The sequence below is a fragment of the Planktotalea frisia genome, from assembly GCF_001890925.1.
Taxonomy (GTDB): domain Bacteria; phylum Pseudomonadota; class Alphaproteobacteria; order Rhodobacterales; family Rhodobacteraceae; genus Planktotalea; species Planktotalea frisia.
This window is the reverse complement of record NZ_MLCB01000151.1, coordinates 13,546-32,278: the sequence shown is the minus strand read 5'-3', so window position 1 is coordinate 32,278 and position 18,733 is coordinate 13,546. Positions and strand designations below refer to the sequence as shown.

General features: G+C 55.5%; 26 protein-coding genes. 17 read left to right on the top strand and 9 right to left on the bottom strand.

Annotated elements, in window-relative coordinates; translation table 11 throughout:
- Both PFRI_RS12880 and PFRI_RS12875 read left to right on the top strand, forming a co-directional pair.
- Positions 1–353: transposase (locus tag PFRI_RS12880; RefSeq protein WP_175549257.1), on the top strand; the 353-nt coding region annotated here is incomplete at its 5' end.
- A 58-nt stretch (positions 354–411) separates the two neighbouring features.
- Positions 412–774 carry a response regulator gene (locus PFRI_RS12875; RefSeq protein ID WP_072631111.1) on the top strand — a complete coding sequence of 121 codons (363 nt, stop codon included), beginning with the start codon at positions 412–414 and terminating at the stop codon, positions 772–774.
- Here the strand turns inward: PFRI_RS12875 and PFRI_RS12870 are convergent.
- A complete protein-coding gene (locus PFRI_RS12870; protein ID WP_072631110.1) occupies positions 771–1,745 on the bottom strand; it encodes a glutathione S-transferase family protein in 975 nt (324 codons plus the stop codon). The two genes, PFRI_RS12875 and PFRI_RS12870, sit on opposite strands and share 4 nt — an antisense overlap.
- Before the next feature lie 119 nt (positions 1,746–1,864).
- On the opposite strand from PFRI_RS12870, the gene PFRI_RS12865 reads away from it, so the two are divergent.
- The 8 genes from PFRI_RS12865 to cobM all read left to right on the top strand — a co-directional run bounded on the left by PFRI_RS12865 (position 1,865) and on the right by cobM (position 9,208).
- Positions 1,865–2,383 (top strand): GNAT family N-acetyltransferase, encoded by a 519-nt coding sequence (locus tag PFRI_RS12865; protein ID WP_072631109.1) that lies wholly within the window; start codon positions 1,865–1,867, stop codon positions 2,381–2,383.
- A 193-nt stretch (positions 2,384–2,576) separates the two neighbouring features.
- Positions 2,577–2,798, top strand: a complete 222-nt coding sequence (locus PFRI_RS12860) for a DUF6732 family protein (protein WP_072631108.1) — start codon at positions 2,577–2,579, stop codon at positions 2,796–2,798.
- 5 nt (positions 2,799–2,803) lie between these two features.
- Entirely contained in the window at positions 2,804–3,997 is a 1,194-nt protein-coding gene (locus tag PFRI_RS12855; protein ID WP_072631107.1) for a sirohydrochlorin chelatase, read from the top strand.
- Positions 3,994–4,629, top strand: a complete 636-nt coding sequence (locus PFRI_RS12850) for a precorrin-8X methylmutase (RefSeq protein WP_072631106.1) — start codon at positions 3,994–3,996, stop codon at positions 4,627–4,629. The genes PFRI_RS12855 and PFRI_RS12850 overlap by 4 nt, the downstream gene beginning before the upstream one ends.
- Positions 4,630–4,689: 60 nt before the next feature.
- Positions 4,690–5,892 carry a precorrin-6y C5,15-methyltransferase (decarboxylating) subunit CbiE gene (gene cbiE, locus PFRI_RS12845; RefSeq protein ID WP_072631105.1) on the top strand — a complete coding sequence of 401 codons (1,203 nt, stop codon included), beginning with the start codon at positions 4,690–4,692 and terminating at the stop codon, positions 5,890–5,892.
- Positions 5,889–6,590: a precorrin-2 C(20)-methyltransferase gene (gene cobI / locus PFRI_RS12840; RefSeq protein ID WP_072631113.1), complete on the top strand. Its 702-nt coding sequence runs from the start codon at positions 5,889–5,891 to the stop codon at positions 6,588–6,590. Before cbiE ends, cobI begins: the two co-directional genes overlap by 4 nt.
- A complete protein-coding gene (cobJ, locus tag PFRI_RS12835; protein ID WP_072631104.1) occupies positions 6,581–8,392 on the top strand; it encodes a precorrin-3B C(17)-methyltransferase in 1,812 nt (603 codons plus the stop codon). Before cobI ends, cobJ begins: the two co-directional genes overlap by 10 nt.
- 27 nt (positions 8,393–8,419) lie before the next feature.
- Positions 8,420–9,208, top strand: a complete 789-nt coding sequence (gene cobM, locus PFRI_RS12830) for a precorrin-4 C(11)-methyltransferase (protein WP_072631103.1) — start codon at positions 8,420–8,422, stop codon at positions 9,206–9,208.
- A 6-nt stretch (positions 9,209–9,214) separates the two neighbouring features.
- Here cobM and PFRI_RS12825 read toward each other — a convergent pair whose 3' ends face one another.
- Together PFRI_RS12825 and PFRI_RS12820 are read right to left on the bottom strand one after the other, a co-directional pair.
- Entirely contained in the window at positions 9,215–9,868 is a 654-nt protein-coding gene (locus tag PFRI_RS12825) for a hypothetical protein (RefSeq protein ID WP_072631102.1), read from the bottom strand.
- 7 nt (positions 9,869–9,875) lie between these two features.
- Positions 9,876–11,045 carry a MalY/PatB family protein gene (locus PFRI_RS12820; protein ID WP_072631101.1) on the bottom strand — a complete coding sequence of 390 codons (1,170 nt, stop codon included), beginning with the start codon at positions 11,043–11,045 and terminating at the stop codon, positions 9,876–9,878.
- A 98-nt stretch (positions 11,046–11,143) separates the two neighbouring features.
- Here PFRI_RS12820 and def (PFRI_RS12815) point away from each other — a divergent pair, with 98 nt between their 5' ends.
- Genes def (PFRI_RS12815) through PFRI_RS12795 form a run of 5 tightly spaced genes read left to right on the top strand, consistent with a single transcriptional unit; the run spans position 11,144 to position 13,802 of the window.
- Positions 11,144–11,662, top strand: coding sequence for a peptide deformylase (gene def, locus PFRI_RS12815; RefSeq protein WP_072631100.1), 519 nt, complete (start codon positions 11,144–11,146; stop codon positions 11,660–11,662).
- On the top strand, positions 11,659–12,162 hold the full coding sequence (gene def / locus PFRI_RS12810) for a peptide deformylase (protein WP_072631099.1): 504 nt from the start codon (positions 11,659–11,661) through the stop codon (positions 12,160–12,162). The genes def (PFRI_RS12815) and def (PFRI_RS12810) overlap by 4 nt, the downstream gene beginning before the upstream one ends.
- A complete protein-coding gene (gene def, locus PFRI_RS12805; protein WP_072631098.1) occupies positions 12,159–12,650 on the top strand; it encodes a peptide deformylase in 492 nt (163 codons plus the stop codon). Before def (PFRI_RS12810) ends, def (PFRI_RS12805) begins: the two co-directional genes overlap by 4 nt.
- Positions 12,647–13,561 (top strand): methionyl-tRNA formyltransferase, encoded by a 915-nt coding sequence (gene fmt, locus PFRI_RS12800; RefSeq protein ID WP_072631097.1) that lies wholly within the window; start codon positions 12,647–12,649, stop codon positions 13,559–13,561. The genes def (PFRI_RS12805) and fmt overlap by 4 nt, the downstream gene beginning before the upstream one ends.
- 4 nt (positions 13,562–13,565) lie before the next feature.
- Positions 13,566–13,802, top strand: coding sequence for a hypothetical protein (locus PFRI_RS12795; protein WP_072631096.1), 237 nt, complete (start codon positions 13,566–13,568; stop codon positions 13,800–13,802).
- A 4-nt stretch (positions 13,803–13,806) separates the two neighbouring features.
- Here PFRI_RS12795 and PFRI_RS12790 read toward each other — a convergent pair whose 3' ends face one another.
- From PFRI_RS12790 to PFRI_RS12765, 6 genes are all read right to left on the bottom strand, one after another.
- On the bottom strand, positions 13,807–14,430 hold the full coding sequence (locus PFRI_RS12790; RefSeq protein WP_072631095.1) for a trimeric intracellular cation channel family protein: 624 nt from the start codon (positions 14,428–14,430) through the stop codon (positions 13,807–13,809).
- Positions 14,427–14,879, bottom strand: coding sequence for a ribonuclease HI (gene rnhA, locus PFRI_RS12785; RefSeq protein WP_072631094.1), 453 nt, complete (start codon positions 14,877–14,879; stop codon positions 14,427–14,429). Before rnhA ends, PFRI_RS12790 begins: the two co-directional genes overlap by 4 nt.
- Before the next feature lie 4 nt (positions 14,880–14,883).
- Positions 14,884–15,474: a class I SAM-dependent methyltransferase gene (locus PFRI_RS12780; protein ID WP_072631093.1), complete on the bottom strand. Its 591-nt coding sequence runs from the start codon at positions 15,472–15,474 to the stop codon at positions 14,884–14,886.
- The gene (locus tag PFRI_RS12775) at positions 15,471–15,920 is read right to left on the bottom strand and encodes a DUF3429 domain-containing protein (RefSeq protein ID WP_072631092.1); all 450 of its coding nucleotides are present in this window, start codon (positions 15,918–15,920) and stop codon (positions 15,471–15,473) included. The genes PFRI_RS12780 and PFRI_RS12775 overlap by 4 nt, the downstream gene beginning before the upstream one ends.
- Positions 15,917–16,867: a 4-hydroxy-3-methylbut-2-enyl diphosphate reductase gene (gene ispH, locus PFRI_RS12770; RefSeq protein ID WP_072631091.1), complete on the bottom strand. Its 951-nt coding sequence runs from the start codon at positions 16,865–16,867 to the stop codon at positions 15,917–15,919. Before ispH ends, PFRI_RS12775 begins: the two co-directional genes overlap by 4 nt.
- A gap of 132 nt (positions 16,868–16,999) precedes the next feature.
- Positions 17,000–17,572 (bottom strand): LabA-like NYN domain-containing protein, encoded by a 573-nt coding sequence (locus PFRI_RS12765; RefSeq protein ID WP_072631090.1) that lies wholly within the window; start codon positions 17,570–17,572, stop codon positions 17,000–17,002.
- A gap of 129 nt (positions 17,573–17,701) precedes the next feature.
- On the opposite strand from PFRI_RS12765, the gene folK reads away from it, so the two are divergent.
- Both folK and rpoZ read left to right on the top strand, forming a co-directional pair.
- Positions 17,702–18,280 carry a 2-amino-4-hydroxy-6-hydroxymethyldihydropteridine diphosphokinase gene (gene folK, locus PFRI_RS12760; RefSeq protein WP_072631089.1) on the top strand — a complete coding sequence of 193 codons (579 nt, stop codon included), beginning with the start codon at positions 17,702–17,704 and terminating at the stop codon, positions 18,278–18,280.
- Between the two features lie 91 nt (positions 18,281–18,371).
- A complete protein-coding gene (rpoZ, locus tag PFRI_RS12755; RefSeq protein WP_072631088.1) occupies positions 18,372–18,725 on the top strand; it encodes a DNA-directed RNA polymerase subunit omega in 354 nt (117 codons plus the stop codon).
- Positions 18,726–18,733 lie beyond the last annotated feature (8 nt).

Below are 18,733 nucleotides of genomic sequence, written 5' to 3'. Positions count from 1 at the left end.
CCTTCGATCTGTTTATCAAAACCTACGAGGCCAAGTACCCAAAGGCGACGCTGTGCTTGCAAAAAGACCGGACCGAGCTCATGGCATTCTTCGACTTCCCAGCCCAACATTGGCAGAGCATCCGCACCAGCAATCCGATTGAATCCGCGTTTGCTACGATCCGCCACCGTACCAAACGCTCGAAGGGCTGCCTCTCACGCGATGGCATGCTACACATGATGTTCAAGCTCGGACAATGCGCTGAACAAAACTGGAGGAAGTTACGCGGCTTTGACTACCTCGCCAAAGTCATCACAGGCGTCACGTTCAAAGATGGAATGGAAACACCCAAACCTGACCAGATCGCTGCATGACCAACAATCCTCAAACACCAGATTTGACAATAACTCTCTTAAAAAACGGTACATCAGAATGGAAGTGCTCATTGTCGAAAGTCAGCCCGATCTGGGAGGACTCTGGAAAGCCTGCTTGGAACGTCGCGGAATGAACGTCACCCTTGCTTCAAGCCAAACACAGGCTTTCGCAGCTCTGAGCGCGCAGGATTTCGACATGATCATTCTGGATTTGATTTTGGCAGATGGTCAGGCTTTAGCGATTGCAGATTACGCCAGTTACCGCAGACCAGAATCGCGCATCATCTTTGTGACCAACACATCATTCTTTTCCGATGGATCGATTTTTCAGCTTAGCTCAAACGCCTGTGCCTTCGTGCAAAGCGCAACTCCGCCAGAAGATCTGGCGACGATGGTTCAGCATTACGCGAGTGGGGATTAACCGCGCCCGTGTGGTTCTAGGAAGTCGAGCACGGGGTTCGTCGGGATAATCCTGTTCGGGTTTATTGTCTCGTGAGAATAGTGATAATGGCGCACGATGTGCTGCATGTTCACCGTCTCTGCGACGCCCGGCACTTGGTATAGCTCGCGTGTGTGTGCCCATAGATTTGGATAATCGACGATCCGCTTGCGGTTACATTTGAAGTGCAAGTGATAGACCGGATCAAAGCGCACGAGGGTGGTGAACAACCGCCAATCCGCCTCTGTCAGAACATCGCCCATCAAGTAGCGATTTTCGCTGAGGATTTGTTCCACCCACTCAAGACTATCAAACAAGGGGCCAACAGCGGCGTCATAGGCGGCTTGCGTGGTGGCGAAACCGGACTTGTAGACGCCATTGTTGATGGTGTCGTAGATGCGGGCGTTGACCTCCTCGATGCTCTGGCGCATCTCCTCGGGCCAGTAATCAGCGGTGTTGCCCGTCAACGCGTCAAACGCAGAGTTAAACATGCGGATAATCTCGGAGGATTCGTTAGACACAACAGTCTCGCGCTGTTTATCCCATAGGATCGGAACGGTCACACGGCCAGAAATCTCGGGGTCCGCTTTGATGTAGATATCGCGTGCGAAGGGCAGGCCATAGAGCGTGTCACCCGTCGCACCGTGCTCATCAGTTTCAAACGTCCAACCATCAGAGAGCATGTCGGGATGCACAACAGAAACGCTGATATGATCATTCAGCCCTTTCAGCGCGCGAAAGATCAATGCGCGATGCGCCCAAGGGCAGGCGTGGCTGACGTAGAGGTGGTAACGACCAAGTTCCGCTGGAAAGCCGGCTTCGCCAGAAGGGCCAGCGCTACCATCTTTGGTGATCCAATTACGAAACTTCGCAGTTGAGCGCACGAATGCACCACCAGATGCTTTTGTGTCATACCACTGATCGTGCCATACTCCGTCGATAAGCAAACCCATATCATTCGTCCTTCGCGATTTCGTTAGGGTGGATGTAGATCACTTGGGATTGCGCACATAGAGCGACCAGCGCGCAGAGATCGTGCGAGGGTGCACAGGTATTTTAAGGACGCAGAAAAATGATGCTCGCACAGTCGGATCGCCTAACCCTTCGCCGCCTCTCCAAACAGGATGTTGCGTCGTTTCGTGCTTATCGCGGTGACCCCGAAGTCGCCAAGTTTCAAGGCTGGGACGCGATGGACGAGGCGGAAGCTATGGGTTTTCTCGCTCACATGCAAAATGTGCCTTTGCTCAGCGCGGGTAAGTGGACGCAGCTGGGCATCGCTCTGCGCGAAGGGGATACGCTTGTCGGTGATATCGGTGTGCATATTGCAGAGGATGAAAGCGAAGCGGAACTGGGGATTACCTTGGCCCGCGATGTTCAACGCCAAAGCATTGGATTTGAGGCAGTCGAGATGGTTTGCGCATGGCTTTTCACGCAAACCAAGATCGCACGCATCGTTGCAATCACCCATGCAGACAACAAACGCGCCCTTTCTTTGTTGGCGCGTACACCGTTTCAACACACCCACGACACCCATGATGTGATAGACGGGGTTGCAACGCCTGAGCGTTGGTTCGAGCGACGTCGCAGCTAAGCCCTATTGAGGCGCGAATCCGTTTGAAAGGCCGCGCGAGCGCCCCTATAAGCACGACTGACAACGCCCAAGGGGCCGGACAGGTGTGACGTAGACGTTGACCCAAATAGGGGGCGAACACGTCAGTGGTTGATGCGAACCTATGGCTCGCGCACTCTCCTGTTTCGGCGCGAATAAAACACGGAGATGCCTGATGAAGCTCACTTTGATATCTTTGACCGCCTTGCTTTGGGCAAATGCGGCTGTCGCGCATGTGGGTCATTTGGCTGAAGTCGCAGGGCACGGCCATTGGCTTGGCGCTGCTGCAATTGGCGCAGCCATTGCGCTGGGTGCTTTGGCGGCCGCGAAGGGCAAGAAAGAAGAGGCCAGTGTCGATGACGACGCTGAGCACGAAGAAGAATTGCAGGAGGCTTGAGAGCAATGAGCAAGATCGGCGTGATGATTTGTGGCCATGGCTCGCGTAGCCAGTCCGCAGTGGATGAATTTTCGACATTGGCAGAAAAATTGCCGCCCTTGCTCCCAAGTGATTGGCAGATGGAATACGGCTATCTTGAGTTCGCTAACCCTGTGATCCGTGATGGTCTCGATAAGCTGCGCGAAGCTGGCTGTGACAAGATTTTAGCGGTGCCGGGAATGCTGTTCGCGGCGATGCATTCCAAGAATGACATCCCCACAGTGCTGAACACATATGCGGCCAAGCACGGGATTGAAGTGTCCTACGGCCGGGAGCTTGGCGTTGATCCCAAGATGGTTGCCGCCGCTGGTGGCCGTATCCGCGAAGCGGTTGAGAGCGCGAATGCGCAGCACGGCGAAGTTGCTTTGCAAGACACCTGCCTCGTCGTGATCGGGCGCGGCGCGTCTGACCCTGATGCCAACGGCAACGTCGCCAAGATCGCGCGCATGCTGCAAGAGGGCATAGGTTTTGGCTGGCTAGAAGTCGGCTATTCGGGTGTGACCTTCCCGCTGGTAGAGCCTTGCCTGCAACATGCCTCCAAGCTGGGCTACAAACGGATCATTGTTTTCCCGTATTTCCTGTTCAGCGGTATTTTGATTGACCGTATCTATGGCTTTACGGACCAAGTGGCTGCCGAGCATCCTGAGATTACCTTCGTTAAAGCGGGCTATTTAGGGGATCACCCAAAAGTTCTAGAGACCTTTGCAGAACGCGTGAGCGAACAACTTGGCGCTGTGCCACCGCCCAACTGTGGAATTTGTGCGTTTCGCGAGCAGGTTCTGGCGTTCGACAATGGCGAGCATCACCACATCAAACCCGAAGACCGCGCGCATCCCGCGTTTGCCTCTGTTCCGCCGCCCACATGCGTAATGTGCAAATACCGCACGCAGGTTTTAGGGTTCGAGAATGAAGTAGGCGCGGTACAAGAAAGCCATCACCATCATGTGGAAGGGCAGGGCGCTTCTGCACCGGGCTCGAATGTGGCTGATTGCAAACTGTGCGATACGTTTTGTACCGGCATGTGCCGTTTGAAGATGCAAGATGATCATGCGCATCTCCATCACCACGGGCATGATCATGACCATGATCACCACCATCACGCGGAATACCCGCATGCCAAGCACCCGCACGGTCCAGAAAGCGCGCGGAAACGTTCGTGAGACCTTACGAACGCGATCCAGCAGAGATTTATCGTCAAAGCTTTGCAACTGTCCGGGCTGAGGCGAATTTGGATCGCTTTGACACTGGCATGCAGAGCCTAGCTGTGCGTTTGATCCATGCTTGCGGGATGGTCGAAGTTGCCGATAGGATTGCCTATTCGCAAGGCGCTTATCTGGCGGGACATCGTGCGTTGAAAGCGGGCGCACCAGTGCTGTGTGATTGCGAAATGGTTGGTGCCGGTATCATTCGGCGCTATTTGCCGAGCGATAATCAAGTGATTGTCACCCTCAACGATCCGCGCACACCTGATCATGCCAAAGCGATTGGCAACACGCGCTCGGCTGCGGCTGTTGAGTTGTGGGAACCTCATTTGGAAGGTGCGGTTGTGGCTGTGGGCAATGCGCCGACGGCGCTGTTTCATTTGCTAGAAATGATTGATGCGGGCGCACCCAAGCCTGCGGTGATCCTTGGCTTCCCTGTTGGTTTTGTGGGAGCTGCTGAGAGCAAAGCAGAATTAGCCGCGCGTTCGAGAGGCTGTGAGTTTATCGCTTTGCGGGGTCGTCGTGGAGGCTCCGCGATTGCCTCTGCTGCGGTCAATGCTTTAGCGGCTGGGCTGCCCGAAGAACGATGAGCAATTTTTCTAGAAAAATCGGATGCCTCCGGCGGGGATATTTTGAAAGAGAGGAAGATCATGTCTGAGCCTTGGCTTCATATCGTCGGGATAGGTGAAGACGGGATGGACGGTTTGGTCCCTGCCACACGCGCTGTTGTCGAGGCCGCTGAGATCATCATCGGCGGTGATCGCCATCATCGCTTGAGCGAGAGCGTCGTGGCACAGCGCGTTGCTTGGCCGTCACCGTTTGATGCTTTGATTGGTGTGTTGCAAAGCTATCGCGGCAAGCGCGTTGTTGTCTTGGCAACTGGCGATCCTTTGTGGTTTTCCGTCGGCGCGCGAATTGGTCGTGCGATTGATCCAAGCGAGATTACCTATCACCCACAGTTGAGCGCGTTTCAACTGGCTGGCGCGCGCATGGGTTGGTCTATGCCGGATGTGGAAACGCTGACGGTGCATGGTCGCCCGGTGGAGCAAATGATCGCTTACATTCAGCCCGATATTCGGTTGTTGATTTTGACGACCGGTGCTGAGACGCCCGCACAGATTGCTGCTTTCTTGACCGAGCGCGGGTTCGGGCAGAGTAAGATGACTGTTTTGGCGGCCATGGGTGGCAAGGACGAGCAGCGCTTTGACGGGATTGCCAGTGATTGGGCGCACGAGGTGCCTGCGTTCAACACCATGGCTGTTGAGTGTATTGCTGGGCCTGATGCGGCGCTTTTGCCGCGTGTGCCGGGCCTCGCGGATGAGTTGTTTCAAAGTGATGGAACGATGACAAAGCAAGAGGTTCGCGCGGCGACTTTGGCCAAGCTTATGCCGATGCGTGGGGCGTTACTTTGGGACATTGGCACAGGCTGCGGATCGGTCGCTGTCGAATGGATGCGCGCTGCGCGCTATGCCCGCGCGATCGGGATTGAGCCGCGTGCGGACAGGCGGGCGATGGCAGCGGCGAATGCACTCGCGCTCGGGGCGCCTAAGTTAGAGTTGATCGACGGCAAAGTGCCCGAGGCTTTGAGCGGTTTGGCCGCGCCTGATGCTGTGTTCATAGGCGGTGGCCTGTCGGATGCGACGTTTGAGGCTGCGTGGGAGGCGCTGCGTCCTTTGGGGCGTTTGGTCGCGAATGCCGTCACGTTGGAAAGCGAAGCGGTGCTGATCGGTTTGCACAAGAAACATGGCGGACAATTGGTGAAACTACAGGTGAACCGAGCGGAACCCGTTGGTTCGCTCACGGGATGGCGTCCGCTTATGCCCGTCACACAGTGGAGCTTGATCAAGCGATGAGTGGAAAACTGTATGGTGTGGGCCTTGGGCCGGGCGACCCTGAATTGATGACTTTGCGCGCGCATCGTTTGATTTCTGGTGCAAGTGTTGTGGCCTATCCAGCGCTTGCAGGGGCTGCGAGTTTCGCGCGCTCTATCGCAGCGGATGTAATTCCGAGCGGCGCGCGTGAGATTGTGATGGATGTGCCCATGAGTGTGGAGCGCGCACCTGCGCAAGCGGCCTATGACAAAGGCGCGGCCGAGATTGCCGTTGCGCTTGAGAGTGGGGATGATGTGATTTGCCTATGCGAAGGCGATCCGTTTTTTTACGGCTCCTTCATGTATCTTTTCGCGCGATTGTCTGAAAAATTTGACGTCGAAGTCGTGCCAGGCGTAACTTCGATTACCACATGTGCTGCACGTGCGGGCATGCCGCTCGCGGCGCGCAATGAACGGCTGACTGTTTTGCCAGGACCGTTGCCCGAAGATGAGCTGCGCGCGCGCATTGAAGGCGCTGAAAGCGTGGCGATTATGAAGGTTGGGCGACATTTGGCGAAGATCAGGGGTGTGATTGACGGCCTCGGTTTGACTGAGCATGCGGTCTATGTAGAGCGCGCGAGCTTGCCCGAAGAGGTGGTTTTGCCGCTCAAGGATGCACCTGAAAAGGCGCCCTATTTTTCTATGATATTACTGACTAAGGGAGCCGATCCATGGCTGTGAGACCCGTTGTATTGGCGCTGTCGCGCTCTGGTGAGGACACTGCGCACCGCGTGGCGAAAGCGATTGATGCACAGGTGCATGGACGCGAGGGGCGTGTTGAACAAGCGGATGCTTTCTTTGCCAATGCGCTTGATCATGCGCGTGATTTGTTTGCGGCGGGCGTGCCAATCGTGGGCGTTTGCGCGAGCGGGATCTTGATCCGTGGTGTTGCGCCTTTGCTTGCGGACAAACGCGCAGAGCCACCTGTTGTTTCTGTCAGCGACGATGGCTCTGTGGTTGTTCCTTTGCTTGGTGGGCATCGGGGCGCAAATCGTCTGGCGCGTGAGATCTCTGAGGCATTGGGTGGCGTTGCTGCCGTAACAACGGCGGGGGACGTGGCGCTGGGCGTGGCTTTGGATGAGCCACCTGTTGGCTACGCTTTGGCCAATCCTGAGGATGCCAAAGGGGCGATGGCTGCGATGCTTGGCAGCGCTGGTGTTCAGGTCAAAGGCGAGAATATCTTTGGGATTGAAAACACCGGAACTGGCGTTGAGTTGATTGTGACGGATACGCGTCAGCAAGGGTCTGAGACGGCATTGGTTTATCATCCGCAGCGCTTTGTGCTGGGGCTTGGTTGCGCGCGCAACACCGATCCTGCGGAGATGTGGGAGCAGGTTCAGGCGGTGCTGCACGAGGCTGGCGTTGCGGCAGGGGCTGTTGCGGCGGTTGCATCGATTGATTTGAAAGGTGATGAGCCTGCGATGATTGAGGTGGCCAAGCGTCTCGGCAAGCCTTTGCGGCTTTTCTCTGCAGCAGAGCTGGAGGCCGAGACAACGCGTTTGGAGAACCCATCCGAAGTGGTTTTCGCAGAAGTGGGCTGTCACGGCGTCAGCGAAGGCGCGGCTTTGGCGATGGTTGGCGCGGAAGGGTCTTTGCGAATTGCGAAACGTAAGACTGCGAATGTGACAGTGGCCCTGGGCGAGGCGATCGCGCCACTTGTTAAATTGAAAGGTCGTGCGCGCGGCACGCTGTCGATCGTCGGTATTGGGCCCGGTCAAGCGAGTTGGCGCACACCTGAAGTGTCGCGCCTTGTGGCGGACGCTGAGGAATTGGTGGGCTATGGGCTATATATTGACCTGCTTGGACCTTTGGCGATTGGCAAAGAGCGTTCGGACTTCCCATTGGGTGGTGAAGAGGCGCGGTGTCGCTATGCGTTAGAACAAGCGGGGCAGGGCAAGAATGTTGCGTTGGTTTGTTCTGGTGATGCGGGCATTTATGCGATGGGCGCGCTTGTTTTTGAATTGATGGATCGCGGTGCGGATGAGATGGGCGTCACGGACGCTGCGCGCCGTGTCGAAGTGATTTGCTCACCTGGCGTGTCGGCCTTGCAGGGAGCAGCGGCGCGGGCTGGTGCGCCTTTGGGGCATGATTTTTGCGCAATTTCGCTGTCAGATTTACTGACGCCGCGCGATGATATTTTGCGACGTTTGAAGGCGGCGGCGGAGGGTGATTTCGTGATCGCGTTCTACAACCCTGTTTCTAAAACACGACGCACTTTGCTGGCTGAAGCACGCGACATTCTGCTCCAGCATCGCCCTGCGGATACGCCTGTGATGCTTGCCTCGTCCTTGGGGCGGCCGGAAGAGCATGTGCGCTATCGTCGTTTGGACGCATTGGAAGTCGATGAGGTCGATATGCTGACGGTGGTTTTGGTTGGTTCTTCCAACTCGAAACTCGCACAGCTTGGGACCGGCCCACGCATGTACACACCGCGTGGCTATGCGCGTAAAATTGATGGCGATCTAAGCCAGCAAGCGTCGTAATTTAAGTTTATTTAGAAAGATGAAGCGATGACAGTCTATTTTATTGGCGCGGGTCCGGGTGATCCTGAGTTGTTGACGCTGAAAGCGCAGCGTTTGATTTCTGAGTGCCCTGTGTGTTTGTACGCGGGGTCTTTGGTGCCGCAAGAGGTTGTCGCGGGGGCACCGCAAGGTGCCATTGTGATGGACACGGCGGCGATGACTTTGGACGACACGCATGGCGAGATTGTTGCCGCGCATAAGCGCGGTGAGAATGTCGCGCGTGTGCATTCGGGCGATCCGTCTCTGTATGGTGCGATTGCAGAGCAAATCCGGCGTCTGCGCGCGGACGAGATCGACTATCAGATCATACCGGGTGTGCCTGCCTATGCGGCGGCTGCGGCGGCCTTGGGGCAAGAACTGACGGTGCCTGAGGTGGCGCAGTCGATTGTTTTGACACGTGTGTCGATGAAGAGCACCTCGATGCCACCGAAAGAGACATTGGAGAATTTCGCAGCAACTGGCGCGACTTTGGCGATCCACTTGGGTGTGCGGAACTTGCGCGAGATCGTGCGCGTTTTGGGGCCGCACTACGGCGAAGATTGCCCTGTGGTCGTGGCGTACCGTGTGGGCTGGCCGGACGAAATGTTCATTCGCGGCACGTTGAAAGACATCCATAAAAAGGTGCGCGCGGAAAAGATTACGCGTACAGCTTTGACTTTGGTAGGGCCAGTTTTGGGCAACATCCGCGACTTCAAAGACTCAGCGCTTTATGATCCAAAGATGCCGCATGTGTTGCGCCCTGTTGAAGGGGCTGTGCTGGTCGATCCTATTGACTAAGCGTTCTCAAATTCGCTTAACGTGAGGCTGTAGGAACGTATCCAGAAGTCCTAGCTTCTCTGAGATCTCTTGACCAAGCGCATCTTGTGTTTGTGCAACCCGCGTCCAGCTTGCGGTGATGAAAATCCCGTCATTCAACGCAAGCACAGGAATTTCGCAGATCTGTGCATCGCAATAAGTCACGAGTGGTGCTTTGGCTAAGTAAGGTGATACGTGTTGGCAGCTTGTGTTCGTGGTGTCTGAAGTCGATGCGCAAAGATATGTGTCGCCTTTTGTGATGTTCGCATCGGTAAGGACAGCCTGATGTCGCGCGGCACTCTTTTCCGCATCAGCCACCGCGTTTTCTGTGGCCTCAATCAGCAAGCCCAAAATATCGAGCTTGGCGATTTCGGTATCAATCTCAATCTTTGAGACGACGGGTATTTTCAAAGCGCGTCCATCAACTGCGTTTTCTTCAACGGCATGACAAACAACGCTTTTGCGCTTTAAAAGATGCGTGTTCTGCGCGTCAAAAGCACGAAAGACAGTGCCGCCACGCCGCAAGATGCCCTCTCGATCCATCGCGCCGAAATCAACAAAGCGGTATTTATCAGGACAAGCTTGTGCGCTGGTTTGGGTGGCAAGCAGCGCAAACAATAGGGCAGTAACAAAGCTACGCATGCCGAAACTACTGCAAATCCCCAAACGCGGTCTGCAAACGCTCAACCGCTTCGATGATCCGCGAACGCGGGGTGGCGAAGTTGAAGCGTAAGAAGCTATCGCCACCTTTGCCAAAAGTGGGTCCATGGTTCGCAGCGATCCGTGCGTTTTGCTCAACGCGAGCGGTGAACTCTTCGCGGCTCATGCCCGTGTCTTCAAAATCGACCCATGCAAGATAGGTGGATTGCATGTCCATGGATTTCAGACCCGGTATGGCGTTCACGCCCGCATCAAATACTTTGCGATTGCCATCAAGGTATTGCACCAAATCGTCAACCCATGCTGCACCCTCAGGGGAATAGGCGGCTTCGGCCATGAACAGGCCAAAGGAGTTCGGACTGAGACCCATCGCCATCATTCGTGCTCCGAAACGCGCGCGCAGATCGGGGTCAGCGATAATCACATTGCCGGAATGTGAGCCTGCGATATTGAAGGTTTTTGTGGTGGCGGTCATCATAACAAGGCGATCTTCGATGCCCGCGATATTGGCCATCGGAATATGTGTGTTTCCTTCAAAAACCAGATCATGGTGGATTTCATCAGAGACCAAGATCAACTCGTGACGTTTCGCAAAGGCGGCGACAGCCTGTAGCTCGCCCTTGCTCCATACGCGGCCAGAAGGGTTGTGCGGCGAGCAGAAAACCAGCATCGTTTCATTGCCTGTCATTTGCGCATCATATGCGTCAAAATCTAGTTCATAACGGCCATCGATATTGTTCATTTCACACTCAACAACAGTGCGGCCGGCAGCGCTGATCACCTTGGCAAAGGCGTGATAGACTGGGGTGAACAGAACAACCCCTTCGCCGGGATTGGTGAAGGCATCGACGCACATAGCCGTGCCATTTACCAAACCATGCGTGGTGAAAATGCCTGCCGGATCAACATCCCAACCGTGGCGGGACTTCATCCACCAGCAGATGGCTTCGCGGTAGGGTGCATCGTCGCCGTAGTAGCCGTAAACACCGTGCTCGTGCATCTTTGCCACCGCGTCTGAGATGCACTGTGGCGGGCGGAAATCCATGTCGGCGACCCACATCGAGATACCATCGCTTGCGGGGACGCCGTAAATCGCCTCCATCGCGTCCCACTTGACAGAATGCGTGCCGTGGCGGTCGATGATTTCGTCGAAACTCATGTGGGATACTCCTGATTGGTTAAAGAAGACGCTACCGAATTGAGCCAAATCTGCAAGGGCTGTTGCCGCGCGCGCGATGCTGGATTAAATGCTGGTTTATGAAGCTGAAGATTTTAATCCACCCCGACCCGCGCCTCAAGAAGGTCTGTGCTGCCGTGCCCGATATCTCGGATGAGTTGCGCGTGTTTGCCGATGATATGCTTGAGACGATGTACACCGCCCCCGGTATTGGTTTGGCCGCGCCTCAGGTCGGTGTTTTGGACCGCCTGATCGTGCTCGATTGCGTAAAGGAAGATGGGGCAAAGCCGGAGCCATTGGTCATGGTGAACCCGCGTGTGATTGCAGCCTCTGATGAGACGAATGTCTATGACGAGGGCTGTCTGTCGATCCCCGATCAATACGCTGATGTGACCCGCCCAAAAGAGGTGCGCGTTGAGTGGCTCGATCTGGATGGCAACTTGCAAGAACGCGATATGGACGGGCTTTGGGCGACTTGCGTGCAGCATGAGATTGATCACCTCGAAGGCAAACTGTTCATCGACTACCTCAAGCCGCTGAAGCGTCAGATGATCACTCGCAAAATGCAAAAGCTGAAACGCGAATTGGCGCGCGGATGAGCAATCTGGCGATTGTTATGTGGCCGGATCCGCGGCTTCGCGAGGTTTGCACGCCTGTAGCGCTCGTGGACGCCGAACTAGAGCAGTTGATCGGTGATATGTTCGAGACTATGTATGCCGCGCCTGGGCGTGGATTGGCCGCGCCGCAAATCGGTGTGATGCAACGCTTGTTCGTGATGGACGCGACGTGGAAAGAGGGCGAGATGAGCCCGCTTGTTTGTATCAATCCAGTGACGAAACCTGTCGGCGTTGCAACGAGCACCAATGAAGAGGCGTGCCTGTCGATTGTTGGTGTTGCCGCTGATGTGACGCGCCCGAATGCGATAGAGTTGAGCTATACGGATATGACAGGTGCTCAGGTCACGACACATCTAGAGGGTTTTGCCGCGATCTGTGCGCAGCATGAAATGGATCATCTTGAGGGACGCGTCATCTTTGATCACCTCGACACAGATGCGCGCGCAGCGTTGGAAACTGAATACGAAAGTTTGAAAATATGAGCGTGCGCAAATGTATTCCTTGGCCAGACAAACGCTTGCGCACTGCGGCCGCTGAGGTCGCTGAAATCACCGACGACGTCCGCGCGGTTTGGCAAGATTTGATCGATACAATGGAAGCGATGCCCGGCGTTGGCATGGGCGCGAACCAGATTGGCGTGATGCAACGTCTCGCTATTGTGGACGCTTCGCAAGAACGCGGCAAAGTCGTGCGCATGGCGAACCCTGTGATCTTGCATTCTTCTGTCGAGTTGCGCGAACATGATGAGGCGAGCCCGAATTTGCCCGGTGTGTCTGCGATCATCAAACGCCCGCGTGCGGTTACTGTGAAGTTTCTCAACGACAAGGGGATCATGGATCGTCGCGAGTTTGTTGGCCTGTGGGCGACGTCGGTGCAGCACCAGATCGATCACCTAAATGGCAAAATGTATTTCGACCACCTCAGCCGCATGAAACGCGAAATGCTGATCAAGAAGGCGCGCAAAATATGAGAGTGATCTTCATGGGCACGCCGGATTTCTCAGTGCCTGTCTTGGACGCTTTGATTGCTGCGGGTCATGAGATCGCAGCGGTCTATTGCCAGCCTCCGCGCCCTGCGGGTCGTGGCAAGAAAGAGCGGCCTACGCCGGTGCATGCGCGCGCTTTGGCGTTGGGTTTGGATGTGCGTCATCCGGTTTCTTTAAAGGGCGCAGATGAGCAGCAAGCCTTTGCAGCGTTGAACGCTGATGTGGCTGTGGTTGTCGCTTATGGTCTGATCCTGCCGCAGATTATCTTGGATGCGCCAAAGCGTGGGTGTCTGAATATTCACGCGTCGCTTTTGCCGCGCTGGCGTGGGGCGGCACCTATTCACCGCGCGATTTTGGCGGGGGATGCAGAGACGGGCGTTTGCATCATGCAGATGGAAGCGGGTTTGGATACTGGTCCGGTTTTGCTGCGTGAAGCGATTACGATTGGTGCGGAGGAAACGACGGGTGTATTGCATGATCGCTTGAGCGCGATGGGCGCGCGGCTTGTATGTGACGCTTTGGATCAGCTTGATGACCTCGCGGCCGAGGTGCAGTCAGAGGACGGCGTGACCTACGCCAGCAAGATCGACAAAGCCGAAGCGCAGGTGAATTGGAACCAAAGCGCGACGCAAATTGATCGTCAGATCAGAGGACTTTCGCCCTTTCCAGGGGCTTGGACACTGCTTGGGGGAGTTCGTGTTAAGCTTTTGGCAAGCCGTGTCGTATCTGGAGCTGGCGCTGTGGGGCAGGCGTTGGATGATAGTTTGACCATTGCTTGCGAACAGGGTGCAATTCAGGTCATTCGCGCGCAGAAGGCTGGTAAAGGCGCGCAAGATGCGCAAGAGTTTTTGCGCGGCACGCCTGTGCCCAAAGGCACCCAATTCGGGCAAGGATGAGTAAATGTTTTTAGCACTTTTTGGAACAGTCGTGATCGCAGGGATCGTCGGATATATTTCCGAGAAAAGCGGCTTTACGCATAACGGCTACTTGCCTTCGATCATTATTTGCGTGGGTGGTGCGTTCTTGTTCTACTTCGTGTCGATCATGTTTCGCATTGGCTTTGGCTCACCTGGCGTGGATGCCATTCTCGCCTCGATCGGCGCGTTGATTATCGTTCCGACGCATTGGCGAAAGTAACCATTTAGCTCTTTGGCGGCTCATGTTTGTAGATCGGCAAGCGCCATCCAAAGGCCAACGATCCCGCGCGCAAGATCACGGTGACTGCCATCGCAGCTCCTAAAACGCCCATGGATTGCAGTCCCAACGATGACGCCAACACACCTGACGCGGCCCCTGCGAATGCGGCGCTCACGTAAAGCTCGCCTTGTTTCAACACCAAGGGTACTTCGTTACAAACGACATCGCGCATCAAGCCACCCATGCAGCCGGTGACGATCCCCATCAACACCGCGATGATTGCAGGCTGTTCTAACGCCAAGGCAACACCGATCCCCGCCGCCACAGCGACGCCAAGCGCCAATGCATCAAGCCAGATCAGCAACTGATACCGGCTTTCTACCAAGTGTGCCGTGAAGAAAACCAAGAGCGCGGCGAGCGTCGTAATCGCCAAATAGGCGGGCTGCTCGATCCAAAAGATCGGGTTGCGATCCAACAGAACGTCACGCACCGTGCCACCACCGATGCCTGTCAAAGCTGCCAAAAATGCAAAGCCAACGAGATCAAGCTGCGCGCGGGATGCAACCAAAGCGCCCGTCAGCGCAAAGATGAAAACTGAAGTATAGTCGAGGGCGACGAGCAGTGTCACTTCTTGAACGGTGCCATGCCTGCGCGCGCCAACTCATCCGCACGCTCGTTCTCAGGATGGCCTGCGTGGCCTTTGACCCACTCCCAATTGACGGTGTGACGCGCTTGGGCTTCATCCAGTCGTTGCCAAAGTTCGACGTTCTTCACTGGTTTCTTGGCGGCCGTCTTCCAGCCGTTCTTCTTCCAGCCATGAATCCAGCGTGTGACCCCGTTTTTGACGTAGGTGCTGTCCGTCACGATGGTAAGTTCCGATGCGCGCTCTAGCACTTCAAGCGCTGAAATAGCCGCCATGAGTTCCATCTGGTTGTTGGTGGTCAGTTCCGCGCCACCGCTCAATTCGCGCTGTTTGAGAACCTCATCCCCTTCCATCGCACGCACAAGCACGCCCCATCCACCAGGGCCGGGGTTACCGCTGCATGCGCCGTCTGTGTAGGCTATCAAATTCGGCATGTCGTTATTTCCTACCTTGCAAACAAACCCAATCAGCGGGTTTGCCATCCAGACCAATATCACAACCAGTATTGCTGCGAATGACGCTTAGGCCATTGTCCACTATCATCTTTTCAAGCTCTGTTTCTGTGAAGTAGCAGTATTGCCGGCCAATACGATCCCGCTTTTCACCAGCACCGGTTTTCATACCGATATGAAAAACACCACCGTTCTTCAGAGCACGCGTGATCTGAGAGATATGACCAGCAACCGCAGCACGCGGGGCGTGCAGCAGGCTGAAATTGGCAAAAATGCCATCATAGCGATCAACAGCATCCAGTGTATCAAATGTCTCGCAACGCGCGCTCACGCCGTCCAGAGCATCGGCAAGTTTCACCATTTCTAAGGAGGCATCGGTGGCCTCAACTTCAAATCCTGCCTCAGCCATTTTTAGGGCGAAATGACCGGGCCCACAGCCGAAATCGAGCACACGACCACCTGCATGCACGTTGGCGAGGAACGCGACGAGATTGTCGTTTTCAGCATCATTGCTCGTCAGTTCAGCATATTCGCCAGCCTTGGCATTGTAGACGTCCAGCGTTTCTTGATCGCTCATCCTAAAACTACTCCGGTGCTGAGGGATATGATGACGATGGCGCTGAGCAAGATACGCAGGGGCATCCACCAGTCCGGTGTGAGGCCCCATTTGCTGAACATAAAGTCCAATGCGAGCAAGCCTGCGAAACCTGCGATCAGATAAATCCCTGCGCTGGTTGGACCGCCACCTGTCATGAAAAACGCCCACAGGGCTGGAAGCACTGAAAGCGCATAGCCTGTTGCGGCTTGATTGGCCTCTGCCTTGGTCGCAAAGCCCCAGAGCACGCCGGACATGAAGGACAAAATCACTGCGCCGTAAAAGAGCTGGACGTAGGGACCAACAAAGCGCGGGCCGATCATTTGTGCGCTTGCGAGCGCGAAATCCGGTAGCGCGGTGGTGATCGCGCCCCAGATGAACGGGAGTGTGCCAGCAAGTCCAAGCAGCAGCGGAGCGCGGGGTATCATGACGCTTCGCGCAAGACGCGTGGTACTTTGAACTCGACGTTTTCTTTCGCCGTCTCGACGACTTCGACGGTGACGTCGTACTTCGCTTTGAACGCATCGATGACTTCTGTGATCAAAACGTCGGGTGCAGAGGCCCCAGCTGTGATGCCGATGCTTTCAATCCCCTCGAGTGCACGCCAGTCGATGTCGCTCGCGCGTTGCACGAGTTGCGAATAGCTGCATCCTGCCTTTGCGCCAACCTCGACCAAACGGCGAGAGTTAGATGAGTTCGGTGCGCCAACAACAAGCATTGCGTTGGTTTTTGCGGCCATTGCTTTGACGGACTCTTGGCGATTGGTGGTGGCGTAGCAAATGTCTTCTTTATGCGGGCCTTGGATTGCGGGGAAGCGGGCTTGTAGCGCCTCGACCACATCCGCGGTGTCGTCCACCGATAAGGTGGTTTGGGTAACAAACGCCAACTTATCAGGATCACGCACCTCAAGGCTTGCGACGTCGCTGGCTTCTTCGACCAAAAGCACTTCGCCTTCAGGGAGTTGTCCCATTGTGCCGACTGTCTCGGGGTGGCCCTCGTGACCGATCATGACCAGTTGCAACCCGTTGGCGCTATGACGCTCTGCTTCGATATGAACTTTGCTCACCAATGGGCACGTTGCGTCCACATAGACCATCTCGCGTTTCGCGGCATGGGCAGGAACGGATTTGGGCACACCGTGCGCTGAGAATATAACAGGGCGATCATCAGGGCATTCATCAAGCTCTTCAACAAACACCGCACCTTTATCGCGTAACGCGTCGACGACGAACTTGTTGTGCACGATTTCATGACGCACATAGACGGGCGCGCCCCATTTTTCCAAGGCCATTTCAACAATTTTAATCGCACGATCCACGCCAGCGCAGAAACCGCGTGGGGCAGCAAGATAAAGGGTAAGGGGCTTGGCGGTCATCCGTGGCTCCGTCAACAAAAGCGAAATGTAATTTGTTCAGCCAAGAGGTAGCGTGCAGAGCGCGCGCGGTCCAGAGGAACCAAGCGCTACAATTGCAAAAGCCGAAGCGATGTGCTCCGGCTTTCGTTTGGTTTAGCTCGCGGCGGCTGCCACTGGCTCGCGCTCCATCATCGGCTCGCGCGGCGGACGTCCCAATACGTCCTTCAGCTCATCAAGCTCAATGAAGTTATCCGCTTGGCGGCGCAGCTCATCGGAAATCATCGGCGGCTGGCTGCGGATCGTGGAAACAACAGAAACCCGCACACCTTGGCGCTGCAGGCTTTCCACAAGCGGGCGAAAATCGCCATCGCCAGAGAAGAGCACGATGTGATCTACGCGTGGTGCCAGCTCCATTGCATCGACGGTGAGTTCGATGTCCATGTTGCCTTTTACTTTGCGGCGGCCTTGGCTGTCGGTGTATTCCTTGGCCTGCTTGGTCACCATGGTGAAGCCGTTGTAGTTCAGCCAATCCACGAGCGGCCGGATCGGAGAGTACTCGTCGTTTTCCAAAAGTGCTGTGTAATAGAACGCGCGTAACATCTTTCCGCGGCGCATAAATTCCTGCCGCAAAAGTTTATAGTCGATATCGAACCCAAGCGCTTTGGCTGCTGCGTACAAGTTCGACCCATCGATGAACAGCGCGAGCCGTTCGTCTTTGTAAAACATAATTGTCCTTTCAGGTCAGACCCGCCGCGCCGTGAGTGTGTGAGTGGTCAAAAAATAAATTTGCAGCAGTTCCTAGAAACAAGGTAAATCCAACCAGAGATTGAGGCAAGAGCGAAGAACGTGAAAAATATGGCGACACAGCGGAAAGATGCACGATTACTGCTCGTTGCTTTGGGTGCGAATGTCTCTGTTAACGAAGAGTCTCTTGAGCAGACGCTGGCACGTGCGATCAAAGCAATGGCTGAAAGTGGCTTTGCGATTCGCGCGATAAGCCGATTCTTTCGCACGCCGTGTTTCCCAGAGGGTGCCGGGCCTGACTACGTGAACGCGGCGATTGCAGTGCGCAGCGCATTCAGCCCGTCGCAGGTGTTGGAGCGTCTTCATACAATAGAAGCACAGTTTGGCCGCGAGCGGGTCCAACGCTGGGGGCAGCGTACCCTCGATCTTGATCTGATCGGGATGGAAGATGTGGTTTTGCCCGATGTTACGCAATTCCATCAATGGCGCAGCCTGGACCCTGCTTTGCAGGCAAAAACAGCGCCTGACAGGTTAATCTTGCCGCATCCAAGGCTTCAGGACCGTGCATTTGTGTTGGTTCCGTTGGTCGATATTGCACGCCATTGGCGGCATCCTGTTTTAGGCGAAACGCTTGATCAACTATTAGCGCGATTACCAAAGCAAGACATTGCGCAGGTCACGCCGCTCTAATGCCACGGCACCCTTGAATATCTGCTTGTCAAGCCTACTTCTGAGGGCTAGAAGGCGTGGTTCCTAGCACCACATTAAATCGGAGAGCACCATGGCCCGCGTTACAGTAGAAGATTGCGTCGACAAGGTTCCAAACCGTTTTGACCTCGTTATGCTTGCAGCACACCGTGCACGCGAGATTTCTGCAGGCGGTGCGATCACTGTAGATCGTGACAACGACAAGAACCCAGTTGTTTCCTTGCGCGAAATTGCGGACGAAACACAGCTGGCGGATGACCTGCGCGAGCGCCTGATCGAGAGCAACCAGACACAGATCGAAGTTGACGAGCCAGAAGAAGACGCAATGGCGCTTTTGATGGGCGCGGAAGCGGACAAGCCTGTTGAGGATGACATGTCCGAAGAAAAGTTGCTTCGCGCATTGATGGAAGCACAAGGGCAAGGTTAAGCCCGCCG